This is a genomic window from Robinsoniella sp. RHS, from assembly GCF_001029355.1.
GTDB classification, from domain to species: domain Bacteria; phylum Bacillota; class Clostridia; order Lachnospirales; family Lachnospiraceae; genus Robinsoniella; species Robinsoniella peoriensis.
The window spans coordinates 1-17,391 of sequence record NZ_JNGB01000003.1; the positions used below are offsets into that span (position 1 = coordinate 1).

Here is a 17,391-nt window from a genome sequence, read left to right on the forward strand (position 1 = left end):
TCCGGAGTGTTTTTTTGGTCGGATAGTATTCGACTGGCTCCCATCGGATACTAAGCGGGCACTGAGCTGCGAAATGCATCAGGATTTCGGAGCGAATGCCCGCGTGCCGCCAAAAAGCACTCCGGGAAGGTTAGAAAATGCCAGTTCTGCGGTAAGCCTTCCAAACGCCTGCCATGGTCCGCCCCCTTCTCTTTTCGAACACTACCTATATCTACAAAGCGTCTATATTCAGCACACCTCCTCTCTAAATTTTCTTCATTGTAAATTCTCTCAATATATGCTATAATTAAGCGCTATAATAAAAATGTTTACACTATATAAAAAATATAAGATACAGTTCTTCTTTGCAGTAGCGGGGAAATGGACGAAGAGGAGAAATGGTTATGTCAATATTAGAGTCTATCCTGCTGGGACTGGTACAGGGGATTACGGAATTTCTGCCAGTCAGCAGTTCGGGACATCTAGCTATTCTACAAAACGTATTCCACATCAAAACAGATGGAGGAATGTTGTTTGATATTTTGCTTCACGTAGGTACGTTAGTCGCAGTTTTCATCGTATATCGAAAAGATATCCTGAGAATGATTGTGGAAGCAATCTGCATGTGCATGGATTCTTTTCAAAATGGGAAAACCTTTCTGCACAATCGGAAACACGATGATGCACTTCGCTACAAGAAAGTAGTACATAACAATTATCGTAAATTTGTTTTGCTTGTAATCGTATCTACGATTCCTACCGGAATTATTGGCTATGCCGCCAAAAGTCTGGTTGCCGCAGCAAGTATGACACTGGTAATTCCGGGTGTTTGTCTGTTGCTGACCGGAGTTCTTTTGCTGGTATCTGATATTTCAGAAGACGGTCATAAAATTCCAAAAACAGTTTCCTACTCCAATGGTTTTATTATCGGTATCTGCCAGGGAATAGCTACTCTACCTGGTCTGTCCCGTTCCGGAACCACAATTGCGGCATGTCTTTTAAGCGGGTTTGACCGGAAATTTGCTGTAAAATATTCATTTATTATGTCAATCCCTGCTATTTTAGGGGCAGCAGTTCTGGAACTAAAAGATATTGGAAAAGAAACAATTACTTTTTCCCAGTTTGGTATTTACCTGATTGGAGCTATTGTTGCCGGTGTAGTAGGTTATGTATGTATGAAAACTATGCTTGTAGTAGTACGTAAGAAGAAATTTAAAGGATTTGCATTCTATTGCTTTGCAGTAGGTATATTTGCAATTGTTGCGCATTTTGTATTTTAAGTAAGGAGAGACAGATTCATGACTGCGAATTCGCAAAGAACCAGTAACGGAACGAAGAAAGGAAGCACCGCCAGAAAAACCAGTACGGCGAAGAAGACAAACGGAAGAAAACCACAGACCAAAAACAAAAGACAGACTTCCAGGAAACAGTCTTATAACAAACCAGGTGCCATACTTCGGGATGAAATTATATTGTGGGCGATATTGGCAGTTTCCGTAATTATCTTAATCAGTAATTTCAATCTCGGGGGTTCTCTTGGCCAGAAAATCAGTTCCCTTTTTTTTGGTGTGTTTGGTTTTATGGCATATATCGTTCCATTTATTTTATTTTTTACAACAGCATTCATCATTTCTAACAAACAAAATTCAGCCGCATGGAGAAAAACGGCAGCTGTATACGCATTTTTAATTGCTCTGTGTTCTATTTTTGAATTAATCGTAAACAGTTACGATCCGGAGAAAAAAATTCTCGAATTTTACCAATTCAGTTCTAAGTATAAGACCGGTGGCGGTCTTGCCGGCGGATTGCTCTGCAAGGCATTTTGCCCAACTATCGGCATCGTAGGCGCCTATGTGCTTATCATCATTCTGATGCTGATCTGTATTGTTTTAATCACTGAGCGTTCTTTATTTGCGGGTATGAAAAACAAAACCAGCAGAGTTTATGAAAACGCAAGAAAAGATGCTTCCAGAAGAAAAGAAATCTCCGCTGCAAAAAGACAACAGCGGGATATGCAAAGAGATCAGCAGAAACAGCAGGAGTTAAAAGAAGTACTGGATCAAATCCGTGCTGAGACTGCGGGCGTAGTGGTAAAACCACGGGAAGAAGCAGCCGCCGGGAAGCGAAGTACTAAAGCCAGTAAACGGCTGGGTAAGAAGATATCAGGAGTGAGTATGGATACGGCACTGCAGAACGGCGACAATACCTTTGATGAAATACATGAGGTAATACCGTCTGTTCCCCCGTCTCCGGCCATGGCACAGATTGACTTTACAATACAGCGTAATGACAGTGAGACAGCAGCGCCTGCTAATGACAGCAGCGGTGGTATTACGATCATGGATTCCGAACCGGGCAACCCGGAGACAGAAATCGAAAAAGAATCTTCTGATATTGATTTTGTGATTACAAACAATAATTCGGACGATATAACAGATACGGAACCGGTAATAGACGAGTCTATTTTTGATGTGAAAGACGAACCTGCTCCTACCCCGGAACCTGTTTTTGAAACGTCACCGGTAATGGATCCTATAGAAGAGGAAAAAATGCCGGATATCACGGTTCCGAAACTTAAATTTCCAGATGCAGCTCCTCCGGCCAAAGTGAACAGGAGCTCCAAATCTTCTCCTGCAGAAGTACAGGCGGGAATCCAAACGGTAGAGCAGGAAATGGAAATAACCGCACAGGTTGTAAAACCCCAATATGTATTCCCATCCATCGATTTGCTGAAAAAGCCAAAACGAGGAAAGAATGGCGATACAGACAAAGAATTGCGTGAAACAGCAATTAAACTACAGACTACTCTTCACAGCTTTGGTGTTGACGTAACAGTAACCAACGTTAGCTGCGGGCCTTCTGTAACAAGATATGAACTAACCCCTCAGCAGGGTGTAAAAGTCAGCCGTATCGTAAATCTTGCAGATGATATTAAATTAAATCTGGCTGCAGCTGATATTCGAATTGAAGCACCGATACCTGGCAAATCTGCTGTTGGTATTGAAGTTCCAAACCATGAAAACAGTGCTGTTATGTTAAGAGAGCTTCTGGAATCAGATGATTTTAAGAATCATCCCTCCAATCTGGCATTTGCTGCCGGTAAAGACATTGCCGGAAAAGTAGTTGTAACGGATATTGCAAAGATGCCCCATCTTTTGATCGCAGGGGCTACCGGGTCCGGTAAATCCGTCTGTATCAATACCATTATCATGAGTATTTTATACAAAGCGAAGCCAGAAGATGTGAAACTCATTATGATCGATCCTAAAGTCGTGGAGTTAAGTGTTTATAATGGAATTCCTCATCTGATGATTCCTGTTGTAACCGACCCTAAAAAAGCAGCGGGAGCTCTGAACTGGGGCGTAGCTGAAATGACCGAACGATATAAAAAGTTTGCGGATCTAAACGTGAGGGATCTGAAGGGATATAATGCAAAAATTGAATCCGTTGCAGATATAGAGGATGAAAATAAGCCGGAAAAACTACCTCAGGTCGTTATCATTGTAGACGAGCTTGCAGATCTTATGATGGTGGCACCGGGAGAAGTAGAAGATTCCATCTGCCGTCTGGCACAGCTGGCGCGTGCTGCCGGAATTCATCTGATCATAGCGACCCAGCGTCCTTCGGTCAATGTAATCACCGGTCTGATTAAAGCGAATATGCCGTCCAGAATAGCATTTTCCGTTTCATCCGGTGTGGATTCCAGAACGATTATCGATATGAACGGGGCTGAAAAGCTGCTGGGTAAAGGTGACATGCTCTTTTATCCACAGGGATATCAAAAACCTGCACGAGTTCAGGGTGCTTTTGTTTCCGATTCCGAAGTTGGTGATGTGGTAGAATTCCTCGCTCAGACGAATATGAGCGGTGATTATAACAAAGAGGTAGAAGAGCAGATCAGTAAAGTCCAGCAGGCTGTTAACGACAGTTCTTCCGGCGGCAGCGAAGTAGATGCTTATTTTACAGATGCAGGAAAATTCATCATTGAAAAAGATAAGGCTTCTATCGGGATGCTGCAGCGCGTATTCAAAATCGGTTTCAACAGGGCAGCCCGTATTATGGATCAGCTTGCTGAAGCAGGGGTTGTTGGCGAAGAAGAAGGCACGAAGCCCAGAAAAGTTATCATGTCAATGGAAGAATTTGAAAATTACATTGACGAGTACATTTAATATTGAATTTTTGATAGGTTTGCTTTATAGTAGTAATGAGGTAAAAAATAGAGCCTATAAGACTCTGTTAAAAATAGGAGGATGATTATGTACAAAATACGTAAAGCAGAAAAACTTGCGGACAAGATTTTTCTCATGGTAGTTGATGCACCAAGAATTGCCAAACATTGTCTGCCAGGACAATTTGTCATCGCAAAAGAGGATGAAAAAGGGGAGAGAATTCCACTTACCATCTGTGATTATGATGCAGAAGAAGGAACAATTACCATCGTATTCCAGATCGTAGGTGCTTCCACAGAAAAATTCTCAAAAATGCAGACGGGAGATTATTTCAGAGATTTTGTAGGACCTTTAGGACAGCCTTCTGAACTTTGCACAGAAGACCTGGAAGAAGTAAAAAAGAAAAAAATCTTATTTGTAGCGGGTGGTGTTGGTACAGCTCCGGTATATCCCCAGGTAAAATGGCTGCATGAACAGGGAATTGCAGCAGACGTTATTATGGGTTCAAAAACGAAAGATTTATTAATTCTGGAAAAAGAAATGGAAGCAGTTGCAGGCAATCTTTATGTCACAACTGATGATGGTTCATACGGCAGAAGCGGTATGGTTACAAAAGTCATTGAAGACCTCGTTCAGAACGAAGGAAAAGAATATGATGTTGTAATCGCAATCGGTCCGATGATTATGATGAAATTTACATGTCTGACCACAAAGAAGCTGGGTCTTCCTACTGTTGTCAGCATGAATCCGATAATGGTAGATGGTACCGGCATGTGCGGCGCCTGTCGTTTAACTGTAGGCGACGAAGTAAAATTTGCATGTGTAGACGGACCTGAATTCGACGGACACTTAATTAATTTCGATGAGGCCATGAAAAGACAGCTGATGTATAAAACAGATGAAGGCCGTGCAATCTTGAAATTGCAAGAAGGAGATACACATCATGGCGGATGTGGAAATTGCGGAGGTGACAAATAATGGGTGACGTATTAAAAAAGGTTCCGGTAAGAGAACAGGCTCCGAAAGTCAGAGCCGCCAATTTTGAAGAAGTATGTCTTGGATACAATCAGGACGAAGCCATGGAAGAAGCAGTACGCTGCATCAACTGTAAAAATGCAAAATGTATTACCGGCTGTCCTGTTTCCATCAATATCCCGGGATTTATCAGTGCAGTGAAAGAAGGAAATATAAAAGAAGCTTATAACGTTATTTCCGAATCCAGTTCCCTCCCGGCTATCTGCGGACGTGTATGCCCTCAGGAGAGCCAGTGTGAAGGAAAATGTATCCGCGGAATCAAAGGTGAACCTGTTTCCATCGGTAAACTGGAACGTTTCGTAGCTGACTGGGCAAGAGATAATGATGTTAAACCACCTGCACCGGCATCCTCCAATGGACATAAGGTAGCTGTGATCGGTTCCGGTCCTGCAGGACTTACCTGTGCCGGTGATCTTGCAAAAATGGGATATGATGTTACTATATTTGAAGCCCTTCATGAGCCGGGCGGAGTATTAGTATATGGTATTCCGGAATTCCGTCTTCCGAAATCAGATGTTGTTGCTAAAGAAGTAGAAAACGTAAAATCTCTTGGCGTAAAGCTGGAAACAAACGTTATTATAGGTAAATCCACAACCATTGATGAGTTGATGAATGACGAAGGATTTGAAGCGGTATTTATCGGATCCGGCGCAGGTCTTCCAATGTTTATGGGCATTCCTGGCGAAAATGCAAACGGAGTATTCTCCGCAAATGAATATCTGACCAGAAATAACCTGATGAAAGCATTCCGGGAAGATTATGACACACCAATCGCACGTGGGAAAAAAGTAGCAGTAGTCGGCGGAGGAAACGTTGCAATGGATGCAGCAAGAACAGCTCTGCGTCTGGGTGCAGAAGTACATATTGTTTACCGCAGAAGTGAAGCTGAACTTCCAGCCAGAGTAGAAGAAGTACATCATGCAAAAGAAGAAGGCATCATCTTTGATTTATTAACCAATCCGATTGAGATTCTGGTGGATGAAAACGATGCTGTGAAAGGCATGAAATGTATCCGCATGGAACTTGGGGAGCCGGATGCATCCGGCAGAAGACGTCCGGTGGAGATTCCGGGATCTGAGTTTGAATTAGAACTGGATACGGTAATCATGTCACTTGGAACTTCTCCAAACCCATTGATTTCTTCCACAACCATCGGTCTGGATATTAATAAACGTAAATGTATTATCGCTGATGAAGAAACCGGTAAGACCAGCAAAGACGGTGTTTACGCAGGCGGAGATGCCGTTACAGGCGCAGCTACCGTTATCCTTGCTATGGGTGCCGGAAAAGCCGCAGCAAAGGGAATTGATGAATTTTTAAAAAACAGATAGTTGGTAAAATCAATTATCATTATGTATAGAATGAGGGCGGAAGCGGTACCTTCCCCCTCATTTCTAATATAAAAGTTTTAGAAAATATAAAATAACAAAAAAGCATAAGGAGCAATCGCTATGGTAAAACACATTGTACTTTGGAATTTTATAGAAACTATGTCAGCAGATGAAAAAAAAGAAGCGGGGCTGAAAATGAAATCTGTCCTGGAACCTCTTAAAGACGTAATACCAGGCGTTATTTCATTAAAAGTAGTTCTGAATGAACTTGACAGCAGCAACCGTGACATCGCCCTGATTGCAGAATATGAGAGCGTAGAAGCACTGAATAATTATACCGTTCATCCTGCACATGTAGAAGCCGGTAAATTTGTCAGAAGCGTAACCTGCAACCGTGCCTGCCTGGACTTTTAATTCTCAATGAAAATAACATTAATTACCGTAGGCAAAATAAAAGAAAAATATTTTACAGAAGCAATTAAGGAATATGCCAAACGCCTCAGCCGGTACTGTAAGCTTGAGATTCTGGAACTGGCTGATGAAAAGACACCGGATGGGGCAAGCGAAGCAGAAGAGATGCAGATTAAAGCAAAAGAAGGCGAACGTATCCTAAAAGCCATCAAAGAGGGTACTTATGTATTTGCTCTGGCAATTCAGGGAAAGAAAATGTCTTCCGAAGACTTCGCAGACACAATCAACCGTCTTGGCATCGGCGGTGACAGCCATCTGATGTTTATCATCGGCGGTTCTCTGGGACTGGATGAGCGGGTATTAAAAAGAGCTGACCGCCTGATCAGTTTTTCTGACATGACCTTTCCCCACCAACTCATGCGGGTAATTTTATTGGAGCAGATTTATCGTTCCTATCGAATTATACAAAATGAACCCTATCACAAATAAATCATTTATAAAATGAAATCTTAGATTATGCTATAGCAGAGGATTACATGATAAGAACAACAACGAAGTAATTATGAAAATTTTTTACTCAAAGAAGATCAGAAAGCAAAAGTTATTTTCAGAAATGAAAAGACTTTTGCTTTTTTATTATGCAATTTCCATTTCTATTGACAATATCAGATCCACCCATTATAATAACAATAGTTATATAACTATTGTTATTTATAAGGAGTGTTATGCCTAAACAAAAAATAACCAAACAAAAAATTCTGGATTCCGCTTTTGAATTACTGCGTTATAGCGGTCATGAAGCGGTGAATGCACGCAGTGTAGCGAAAGCGACAGGCTGTTCCGTCCAGCCAATTTACAGTTATTATGAGAATATGTCTGAGCTTATGCTTGATTTATTTGACCATACCCAGCAGTTTTTAAGCCAGTATATTGAAAAAAATGCATCACAGGAATGCTACTTTGCGTCCATTGGCAAATGCCATATCGGATTTGCCAAAGATGAGAAGTTTCTATTTCGTTTTCTGTATCTGTCTGAATATATGAATGCTGCTAATTTTGAAGATATTATCCGACAGTGTACCAGAGATGATGTTACGGAATCCATTATGAATTCCCTTGATTTGAATAGGGAAGAATCAAAAAAAATTTACCTGAACATGATGCTCTATACTCACGGCATTGCTTCCATGATCGCTACAGGAGCCGCGGATATTCCCTATGAGGATGTACAGAGTTTAACGGATGCGGCATTTAGAGCATTTTTAGACCAGTCCAGAAAGGAGACTTAAACATATGAAACTCATAATTCATGATCTGCAGAAAGAAGAATTTCATAAACTTATGCCGGATATAAAAAAAGATACCCTGATTATTGGGGATGACCAGAGTATCCATCCATGCATTGGCTGCTTTGGCTGCTGGTTAAAAACACCTGGCACCTGTATGATACGCAGCGATGCCTACGGTGACATGGGTTATCTGATTTCACAATGTGAAAAAATAACCCTCATCAGTAAGTGTTGTTATGGAGGCTTTAGCTGTTTTGTCAAAAATGTATTAGATCGGAGTCTGCCTTACCTCCATCCTGATTTTGTAATTAAAAATGGTGAAATGCATCACAGACAGCGCTATCAAAAAGAGTTAGAGCTGAACGTGCACTTTTACGGAGAAGATATCACTGATCAGGAAAAGGAAATTGCTAAAGAACTGTTAAAAGCAAATTCCATTAATTTGTACTGTAGCTTAAACTCTGTTACTTTTTCAAAAAGTCCTTATCAAATAAAAGGAGGCTCTGAGATATGAAAATTGCACTGATAAATTGTAGCCCCAAGACCAAAGACAGCAACTCAGAATTCCTGTACCAAAAGCTTCTGACTCTTTTTGCGGGGAAGGCAGAGTTGCTAGAAATGCATCTGCGGAAAAAAGAACTTGATGAAGATTCCATCACCCATATTTGTGAATGTGATACTCTGTTATTCATTTTTCCACTCTATATAGATGCACTCCCTTCCCATATGACCGGATGCCTGGTTCAGCTGGAAAGTGTATTGAAACGATACATACCAAAGAAAAAACGAATGGTATATGCAATCGCTAACTGTGGTTTTTATGAAGGGAACCAGAACAAAATTGCTTTGGATATTTTAAAATGCTGGTGTCTAAAGGCAGGTGCCGACTGGGGATATGGCATTGGAGTGGGCGGCGGCGGCATGCTTCCTATGCTGGGCAAATCTTCAGCAGATAATGGACCTATGAAGAATATCATTCATTCACTTGATCATTTTACCGATATGATTTTATACGGAAAAACAAGAAATAATATTTATATATCTCCTGGATTTCCCCGATTTGCTTATAAATTTGCAGCAGAAATGGGCTGGAGACAGGGGATTAAACGAAATGGTTTGAAGAAAAAGGAAATTCACAGACATGCGGTAAACCAGATAAAACAATGTAAATTTAAACAGTCTGATTCATAAAAAAACAGAAGTTTATCAGTATACGATAGACTTCTGCTTTTTTTGATTGGCTTCCTTGACACGGTAATGTATAATAGCTGTAGAATGTAAAACAATTCAATTTTTGATACAGGAGGCAAACAATATGAGAGATGAATTACAGAAACGCTGTCAGCTTTTTATAGAAAACAGAGATATTGTAAAATACGCATTCGGTTGGGAAAGTGCCTATATTTATCCACTGTGTGCAAGCTTATATACAATAAAAGGAATACATGCAGATGCCGGAGTAATGAAGGACTGCCGGGATCTCCTGAGGGAGAAGACTGGTTTTCTCTCTAATTTCAGAGGCATATCGAAAATGGCAACGGTTACCATGCTTTCCCTTTCTCCCAACGCGGAGTATAAAATGAACCAATTACTGGATATTTACGGGAGGCTAAAGGAAGTGTTCTGGGGATCTGAATACCTGACCGTAGCTGCATCTGTTATATCGGATATGGCAGAGCCCCGGCAATACGAACAGATTACCCAGAGAACCAGAATGATTTATAATCGAATGAAAGAAGCACATCCTTTTCTTACATCGGGAGAAGACAGCTCATTTGCTGCCCTGCTAGCCCTTTCCGAACTAGATGATATCTATATAGAGCAGGAAATGGAACGGTGCTACTCACTTCTGAAACCATACTTCTATTCCGGTAATGCCGTACAGTCCTTAAGCCATATCCTTGCACTGGGTGAAGGATCTCCAGAGCAGAAGTGCACAAAGGCAATAGAACTATTTGAATATCTGAAATCCCACGGCCATAAATACGGCACAAGCTACGAATTGGCTTCCCTTGGAGTTTTGGCACTGTTAGATACGGATGTGAAAACCCTGGCGCAGGATATCATGGAAGTGGATGATTATCTTCATTCCCAAAAAGGGTTCGGTGCATTTGGTATTGGCGCAAGGCAGCGTTTGATGTATGCAGGCATTCTGACCATGTGTGACTACATGCCGGAGTTACAGCCTATGAAGACGGCAGCACTTAATGGAGTGGTATCACTTGTGATCGCACAGCAGGCGGCACTTTGTGCTTCCGCAGCCGCTGCCAGTGCAGCCGCAGCATCTGCTTCCAGTTCATCGTGCTGATAGGGACACCCGGGATGAAATGTCCGCAAAACAACTGGGCATGACCCATGACGGGAGATTTTCCCTGCAGCAGTATGTACGGCTTGTAGAAGTTAAATTCCCCTCTGACGGGAAATCAAATGACTAACGCATAGGGGAGCGTGCCGATGACGGATTGCATTTTCATACACCCCCTATGTAAATATACAATATAAATCAGGAGATCAGATACATGAAAGATAACAGTAACTTAGAAAAAATGGAAGCGCTGATCGCTTCCTATCCCATCTGCCAATACGGCTTTCTGGACACCAGAGAACTGGTTTTTTCAGATCACGTCAGGCAGATATGCCAACAGGAATGTGAATGCTACGGTACAACCTGGTCCTGCCCGCCGGCAGTAGGCAGTGTGGACAAATGCAGCAGGAAATGCCTGAACTATCGAAAAGCACTTTTATTTACCACTTTGGCTGAGGTCAGCGATACCGCTTTACTGAAAGAGACCCTGGCTACCCGCAAAGATCATGAGGAGGTCACCAGAGGGTTGCTTCTGGATATCAAAAACAGCATGTATGAAGATTGCATGGCTCTTTCCAGTGAATCCTGCCATATCTGTGAACAATGCACTTATCCGGATGCTCCCTGCCGCCACCCGGATAAAATGTTTCCCTGTATTGAAAGTTATGGCATCCTGGTAACCGAATCCGCCGAAAAATGTCAGATCGATTTCTTTTATGACAGCACTACCGTGACCTGGTTTGGAATGATTTTTTTTGACAGGTATAAGTAAATAATTCTCTCATATATTGTGTAATAAAAGGCAAAAATAGTATATGAGTTCGAAGAAAAAGCCGTTGTATTATAAGATGACCCAGGCAATGGAAATACCAGACGACCTGACTCTTGGTGCAGTACTGGTATCACTTACAGGACAAGAGGAAGCCTTTATCGAAAATTATAGAGGTATTATCGAATATACGGACAGCAGGCTTATGTTAGCCACTAAAACCTGTAAATTGGAGATTCTGGGAAAACATCTGGTAATTATGTATTATACCAGCGATGAACTGAAAGTGAGAGGACATATCGAACAGATAAACTATTTATAAACCAGGAGGGGCTCTGTTTGATAAAAAGGCTGTTGCAGTTCATAAAGGGCTATGTTAGAGTCCGGGTACAGGGAAATTCCTATGAACGGTTTTTAAACCTCTGTGCCAACCACTATATTTACTTATGGAATTTACTACCTACCGATACCTGTTACGAAGTGAATATGACAATTAAGGATTTTCGCCAGATCCGGCCTCTGGTCCGTAAGACAGGGACAAAAATTGCAATTAAAAAACGTTATGGGCTTCCCTTTTTTCTGCACCGCCACAAAAAAAGGAAGTTATTTCTGGCAGGCTTTCTGGTCTGCCTGGCAATGTTGTTTTTGCTTTCCTGTTTTATCTGGGATATCCGTATTGAAGGAAATTACTCAGAAACAAGGGAAGTGATATTGGAATACCTGAACGAAAACGGTGCCGGACACGGTGCTAAAAAATCCAGCATTGACTGTAAAGAACTTGCCGCTGCACTGCGGCGCCAGTTTTCAGACTTTATCTGGGTATCGGTGAAAATTAAAGGTACCCGCCTTTTTATTGATGTACAGGAAAATACCGATCTGGAACTGGCAGAAGAAAAAGAATACGATGACAGTGATATTATTTCCAATGTAAACGGAACCATCGTAAAAATGATTACGAGAGCCGGTACTCCCCAGGTGAAAGTGGGAGATGAGATCAAAGAAGGCGATTTATTAGTACTTGGGAAACTGGATATTTTAAATGACAGCGGAGAGGTAAGTAACGTGCGATATGTCCCCTCTGATGCAGATATCTACGTGAAAACCACTTATCCCTATGTAAACGAATTTCCACTTGCCTACAAAAAGAAGCAATATACCGGACTGGAAAAAGAAGGCTTTTATCTGAAAGTATTTCAAGATATCATTGGAATAAATCGTCCTTCTTCGAATTTTGAGCAGTCCGATACCGTAACGCAGGAATACCAGGCAATGCTGACAGAGGACTTTTATCTGCCTTTAAGCTTCGGCAAATCAGTAGTAAAAGAATACCAGATTGTGGACAAAAAATACAGTAAAGATGAGGCAAAAAAGAAAGCTACAGAAACTCTTAATAAATTTCTTGAAAAAATTCAGGAAAAAGGGGTTCAAATATTTCAAAATAATGTTAAAATAGACGTAGGTGAGAAAACCTGTAAAGCAGAAGGAGAATTAATTTTGATTGGGAAAGCAGGCAAAAGAGTCCCTACTGAAGTCATTACTTCTCCGCAGGAAGGAACTATGAGTGAATGAGCATCGTTGAAATCATAACCTCTGTTCCCATGGAACATGAGAAGAATGTGTTCGGGCAGTTTGACCAGCACATTAAGAAAATTGAAAAAACACTGAACGTAACGATAATCTCCAGGGAGGGCGCCTTAAAAATTCTTGGAAGCGAAGCCGCCGCCCTGAAGGCGAAGAACATTATTTTACAGCTGGTGGAATTATCAAAAAAAGGCAATATAATCAGCGAACAGAATGTAGATTATACGATTGCCTTATCTTTTGAAGATAAAGAATCTGCAATTGTTGAAATCGACAGGGACTGTATCTGCAATACCATCAGCGGTAAACAAATCAAGCCAAAGACACTGGGTCAGAAAAAATATGTGGATGCCATCCGTGAAAAGATGATTGTATTTGGAATCGGGCCTGCCGGTACGGGTAAAACTTATCTTGCGATGGCAATGGCAATTAATGCATTTAAAAATGATGAAGTAAGCCGCATTATTCTGACCCGGCCTGCCATTGAAGCGGGAGAGAAGCTGGGCTTTCTGCCCGGTGACCTGCAGAGTAAGGTTGATCCTTATCTGCGTCCGCTGTACGATGCCCTGTATCAGATTATGGGGCCGGACAGTTTTCAGAAGAATATGGAAAAAGGATTGATCGAAGTTGCACCACTGGCATATATGAGGGGACGAACCCTGGATAATGCCTATATCATTCTGGACGAGGCACAGAATACTACGCCTGCACAGATGAAAATGTTCCTGACCAGAATCGGTTTTGGATCAAAAGTTATTGTTACCGGGGACTTAACACAGAAAGATCTTCCCGCTGCTGCAAAATCAGGTCTGGATGTTGCCGTTCAGGTTCTGAAGAAAGTAGAAGATATTGCATTTTGTATGTTAACCAGCAAGGATGTTGTAAGGCATCCGTTGGTACAGAAAATTGTACAGGCATATGATGATTTCGAAAAGAGATCTAAGTCCCGGGAGTCCACAGGTAAAGTCCGGCGTACGAGAACTTAAGTGGAAAATATAGTAAAAACAGAAAGGACGTCACAATATGACAATACAGTATGAAGAAGAATGCCGGATACCCTTTTCTTTTGATTACCGGGCAATGGCTGAAAAAGTAATCCGGGAAGCTCTGGACTACGAGAAGTGTCCCTACGAAGCCGAAATAAACCTTACTTTAACTTCGAATGAAGAGATCAGAATCATGAATTATGAATACCGCGAAATCGACAGGGCAACCGATGTGTTGTCTTTTCCTATGCTGCAATATGACGAACCTGCCGATTTTGAGTATTTGGAAGATGTATGGGCGGAATGCTTTAATCCGGAATCCGGGGAATTATTATTAGGCGATATTGTAATTTCCGTAGAAAAGGTTTTGGAACAGGCAGAAGCTTATGGGCATTCTGCAGAAAGGGAATTTGCTTTTTTGATAGCGCACAGTATGCTTCATTTAATGGGCTATGACCATATGGAGCCGGAGGAAGCGAAAGTTATGGAAACCAAGCAGGAAGAAATTTTAAATGCGCTGAAAATAAACAGATAAGAAGGACGAAAACTATGAAAAAATTAACAGTACTTGCATTATTGACTTTGACAGCAGTTACTTTTACCGCCTGCCAGAAAAAAGGAGAGACCGAACCTGCAACACAGACAGCACAGAATGATACCACAGCTGATCTGGAAACAGATTCAGAACTGGAGACCGGTTCATTTACCGTCAATAACACGGATGACCAGAATTCCACACGTGAGACACCAAACGCCCAGGGGCAGGTGCACAGCTATCTGACAGGAGCATTAACCGATGTCAATCTTGCATATAAGCGTCCGATTGCGATTATGCTGAATAATATCATAGACGCCTGCCCACAGGCAGGTATTGCCCGTGCAGGCATTGTATACGAAGCACCGGTGGAAGGCGGCCTGACACGTCTTATGGGCATCTTCGAGGATTATACGGATATGGAGAAAATCGGTTCCGTAAGAAGCTGCCGTGACTATTATGTACGGTATGCCTTAGAATTTGATGCAATCTATACACACTTTGGACAGGCTGTTTATGCTTTTGATCTGTTAAATTCTGACCGGGTTAATAACATCAGCGGACTGGAATACCAGGAGAAAGCCGGCAAACTAAAAGGCTACGCAGGAGAAGATATTTTCTACCGCTCCTCAGACAGGCCTTCCCCACACAATGTATATATCAGTGCCGAGGGAATCGAAAAAGCAATTGAAAAGAAAGGCTACAGCACAGAATTAGCGGATGATTATACCGGACATTATAAATTTGCCAAGGACGGCGAAGAAGTTACCTATACAGATGGTTCCGCCCAGCATATAGAGCCGGCTTACCAGATCAACAAACCCTGGTTTGATTACAACACAGAGGACAAGCTTTACTACCGTTCCCAGTACAAGAAAGAGCAGATTGATCAGCTTACCGATGAGCAGCTGGCATATAAAAATGTAATTTTCCAGTATTCCCAGATAGAGAATTATGACGACAACGGTTATTTGAACATAGACACAAAATCAGGTGGAAATGCAATTGTATTTTCAGACGGTACTTACCAGAAAGGAACCTGGAAGAAAGATGATGAATGGGGTCCTGCAAAATACTATGACGCCTCCGGGAAAGAGATCGTATTAAATCAGGGCAAAACCTGGGTCTGCATTGTACCTAAAAATTATGAAAGTAATGTAGTAATTCAGTAGTTAAATGCTGCCGTCCGCGGCAGGATATTTGGTCTGCGCTTCGCTCCGGTCGTTGCCAGACGAACGTCCACTGGACGTTCAGCAACCCTCGGCAGTTGCCAAATGGTTCGCAATCGGCGCCCGTTTGGCTCGCTGCTCGCGGGAATAAAACATGAGATGAACGAGGTATGACGTGGGAAAGAAGAAGAAGAGTAATTCGTTTTTAGTGCAGGGTACGATTCTTGCGGTAGCTTCTATTCTTGCCAAGATTATAGGCATGATTTACCGCATTCCGCTGACAAATATTCTGGGTGATGAAGGAAACAGCTATTATTCAACAGCAAATGAAATTTACACCATTCTGTTGATGGTATCCTCCTTCAGTCTCCCTTTGGCAGTATCCAAGCTGGTATCTGAACGGTTACATTTAGGACAGAAAAAAAATGCATATAAAGTTTTTAAGTGTTCCCTGAAATTTGCGGTAATCGCAGGAGGAATCGTCTCTGTTTTAACCTTCCTGCTGGCAGGTGTGATTTCAAAAGACATTATGAAGACAGAAATGGCTTCCTATGGACTGCGTGTGTTAGCTCCGGCAGTATTTATATTTGCGATCGCAGGAGTATTCCGTGGTTTCTATCAGGGGCATGGTTCTATGGTGCCTACGGCAGTGTCCCAGGTCATTGAACAGATTGTAAATGCTGTGGTATCCGTTGCCGCAGCAGGCATATTATTTAATTATGGAGCGAGTCTCGTCAAGGAAAAAGGCAACAGTTCCCTCGCCCCGGCATTTGGTGCTGCCGGCGGTACACTGGGTACGGTTGTCAGTGTTGCTGTGGCACTTATTTTCCTGGTAGCCATATTCAGCTCCTATCAGCGAAATTTTAAAAAACAGATGCGGCAGGATCCAACCAAAAGGCTGGAACCAGATGCACTGATCTACAAAGCAATCCTCTGGACAATCATTCCGGTTGTTTTAAGTACGGTAATTTACAACATTATTACTGTATTGGACCAGGGTATTTTTAATGCTGTTTTATCCGGTCAGGGATTCTCGGAAAAGCAGTATACCACCATCTGGGGCGTCTATGTGGGAAAATTCCGGGTATTAATGAATGTACCCCTGGCACTTGCTTCCTGCCTGGCACCGTCTGTGGTTCCCAGTCTGACTAAGGCGATGGTCGATCATGATTTTAAAGATGCCTCTTTAAAGGTGCGCAACACCATACGGTATACCATGGTACTTACCATTCCTTGCGCTGTTGGAATGGCAGCACTGGCTACTCCCATCATGAAACTCCTGTTTAATGACGGACGTGCCCTTACTTCCGGAATCATGCAGACCGGTGCATTAATGATCGTTCTGTTTGCGCTGTCAACGCTGACGACGGGAATACTTCAGGGCCTTAACCAGTTGAGGGCTCCATTAATTCACGCAGCAATTGCCCTGGTACTACATATATTTGTATTAATGTTTTTATTAACAAAAGCATCTCTGAATATTTACAGTGTTGTCTACGCAAATATATTCTTTGCCTTTGTAATCTGTATACTAAATGCCCTTTCCATCCGGAAACATCTGCATTACCGTCAGGAGCTGAAAAAAACTTTTTTAATTCCGCTTCTGTCATCAGCAGTTATGGGTCTTGTCGTATTTGGGGTACAATGGCTTTTAAATAAACTTATGGGCAATACAGTTTCCACGGTTATTGCAATTTTAATCGGTGTAATCGTTTACAGTGTCTGCCTGATTAAGCTTAAAGGCATCAAAGAGCGGGAAATACTGGATCTTCCAAAAGGCCGGCTGATGGTAATAATATTAAAAAAATTCCGCATTTTATAGAAAGGCAACC

General features: G+C 42.0%; 17 protein-coding genes. All 17 read left to right on the top strand.

What is annotated here, in order from left to right:
• The first annotated feature begins 383 nt into the window (after nt 1-383).
• The 17 genes from RHS_RS01825 to RHS_RS01905 all read left to right on the top strand — a co-directional run bounded on the left by RHS_RS01825 (nt 384) and on the right by RHS_RS01905 (nt 17,381).
• Entirely contained in the window at nt 384-1,259 is an 876-nt protein-coding gene (locus RHS_RS01825; protein WP_027294119.1) for an undecaprenyl-diphosphate phosphatase, read from the top strand.
• A gap of 18 nt (nt 1,260-1,277) precedes the next feature.
• Nucleotides 1,278-4,148 carry a DNA translocase FtsK gene (locus RHS_RS01830; protein WP_027294118.1) on the top strand — a complete coding sequence of 957 codons (2,871 nt, stop codon included), beginning with the start codon at nt 1,278-1,280 and terminating at the stop codon, nt 4,146-4,148.
• A gap of 87 nt (nt 4,149-4,235) precedes the next feature.
• Nucleotides 4,236-5,126: a sulfide/dihydroorotate dehydrogenase-like FAD/NAD-binding protein gene (locus tag RHS_RS01835; protein WP_027294117.1), complete on the top strand. Its 891-nt coding sequence runs from the start codon at nt 4,236-4,238 to the stop codon at nt 5,124-5,126.
• The gene (gene gltA / locus RHS_RS01840) at nt 5,126-6,514 is read left to right on the top strand and encodes an NADPH-dependent glutamate synthase (protein WP_027294116.1); all 1,389 of its coding nucleotides are present in this window, start codon (nt 5,126-5,128) and stop codon (nt 6,512-6,514) included. Before RHS_RS01835 ends, gltA begins: the two co-directional genes overlap by 1 nt.
• A gap of 120 nt (nt 6,515-6,634) precedes the next feature.
• Nucleotides 6,635-6,928, top strand: coding sequence for a Dabb family protein (locus RHS_RS01845; protein WP_027294115.1), 294 nt, complete (start codon nt 6,635-6,637; stop codon nt 6,926-6,928).
• 6 nt (nt 6,929-6,934) lie between these two features.
• Nucleotides 6,935-7,414, top strand: a complete 480-nt coding sequence (rlmH, locus tag RHS_RS01850) for a 23S rRNA (pseudouridine(1915)-N(3))-methyltransferase RlmH (protein WP_044296004.1) — start codon at nt 6,935-6,937, stop codon at nt 7,412-7,414.
• Between the two features lie 236 nt (nt 7,415-7,650).
• On the top strand, nt 7,651-8,214 hold the full coding sequence (locus tag RHS_RS01855; RefSeq protein ID WP_027294113.1) for a TetR/AcrR family transcriptional regulator: 564 nt from the start codon (nt 7,651-7,653) through the stop codon (nt 8,212-8,214).
• A gap of 4 nt (nt 8,215-8,218) precedes the next feature.
• The gene (locus RHS_RS01860) at nt 8,219-8,728 is read left to right on the top strand and encodes a flavodoxin family protein (RefSeq protein WP_044296006.1); all 510 of its coding nucleotides are present in this window, start codon (nt 8,219-8,221) and stop codon (nt 8,726-8,728) included.
• Nucleotides 8,725-9,405: a hypothetical protein gene (locus RHS_RS01865; RefSeq protein ID WP_044289372.1), complete on the top strand. Its 681-nt coding sequence runs from the start codon at nt 8,725-8,727 to the stop codon at nt 9,403-9,405. The genes RHS_RS01860 and RHS_RS01865 overlap by 4 nt, the downstream gene beginning before the upstream one ends.
• A 124-nt stretch (nt 9,406-9,529) precedes the next feature.
• Nucleotides 9,530-10,522, top strand: a complete 993-nt coding sequence (locus RHS_RS01870; protein WP_027294111.1) for a DUF4003 family protein — start codon at nt 9,530-9,532, stop codon at nt 10,520-10,522.
• Nucleotides 10,523-10,733: 211 nt separating this feature from the next.
• On the top strand, nt 10,734-11,291 hold the full coding sequence (locus RHS_RS01875; protein ID WP_047832186.1) for a DUF2284 domain-containing protein: 558 nt from the start codon (nt 10,734-10,736) through the stop codon (nt 11,289-11,291).
• Nucleotides 11,292-11,334: 43 nt separating this feature from the next.
• A complete protein-coding gene (locus RHS_RS01880; RefSeq protein WP_027294109.1) occupies nt 11,335-11,610 on the top strand; it encodes a YabP/YqfC family sporulation protein in 276 nt (91 codons plus the stop codon).
• 17 nt (nt 11,611-11,627) lie between these two features.
• Complete coding sequence (gene yqfD / locus RHS_RS01885) at nt 11,628-12,857, top strand: sporulation protein YqfD (protein WP_047832187.1); 1,230 nt, start codon at nt 11,628-11,630, stop codon at nt 12,855-12,857.
• Complete coding sequence (locus tag RHS_RS01890; RefSeq protein WP_027294107.1) at nt 12,854-13,855, top strand: PhoH family protein; 1,002 nt, start codon at nt 12,854-12,856, stop codon at nt 13,853-13,855. The genes yqfD and RHS_RS01890 overlap by 4 nt, the downstream gene beginning before the upstream one ends.
• 37 nt (nt 13,856-13,892) lie before the next feature.
• Nucleotides 13,893-14,390 (top strand): rRNA maturation RNase YbeY, encoded by a 498-nt coding sequence (ybeY, locus tag RHS_RS01895; RefSeq protein ID WP_047832188.1) that lies wholly within the window; start codon nt 13,893-13,895, stop codon nt 14,388-14,390.
• 14 nt (nt 14,391-14,404) lie between these two features.
• The gene (locus RHS_RS01900; protein ID WP_395021004.1) at nt 14,405-15,562 is read left to right on the top strand and encodes a DUF3048 domain-containing protein; all 1,158 of its coding nucleotides are present in this window, start codon (nt 14,405-14,407) and stop codon (nt 15,560-15,562) included.
• A gap of 172 nt (nt 15,563-15,734) precedes the next feature.
• The gene (locus RHS_RS01905; RefSeq protein ID WP_027294105.1) at nt 15,735-17,381 is read left to right on the top strand and encodes a polysaccharide biosynthesis protein; all 1,647 of its coding nucleotides are present in this window, start codon (nt 15,735-15,737) and stop codon (nt 17,379-17,381) included.
• Nucleotides 17,382-17,391: the final 10 nt, after the last annotated feature.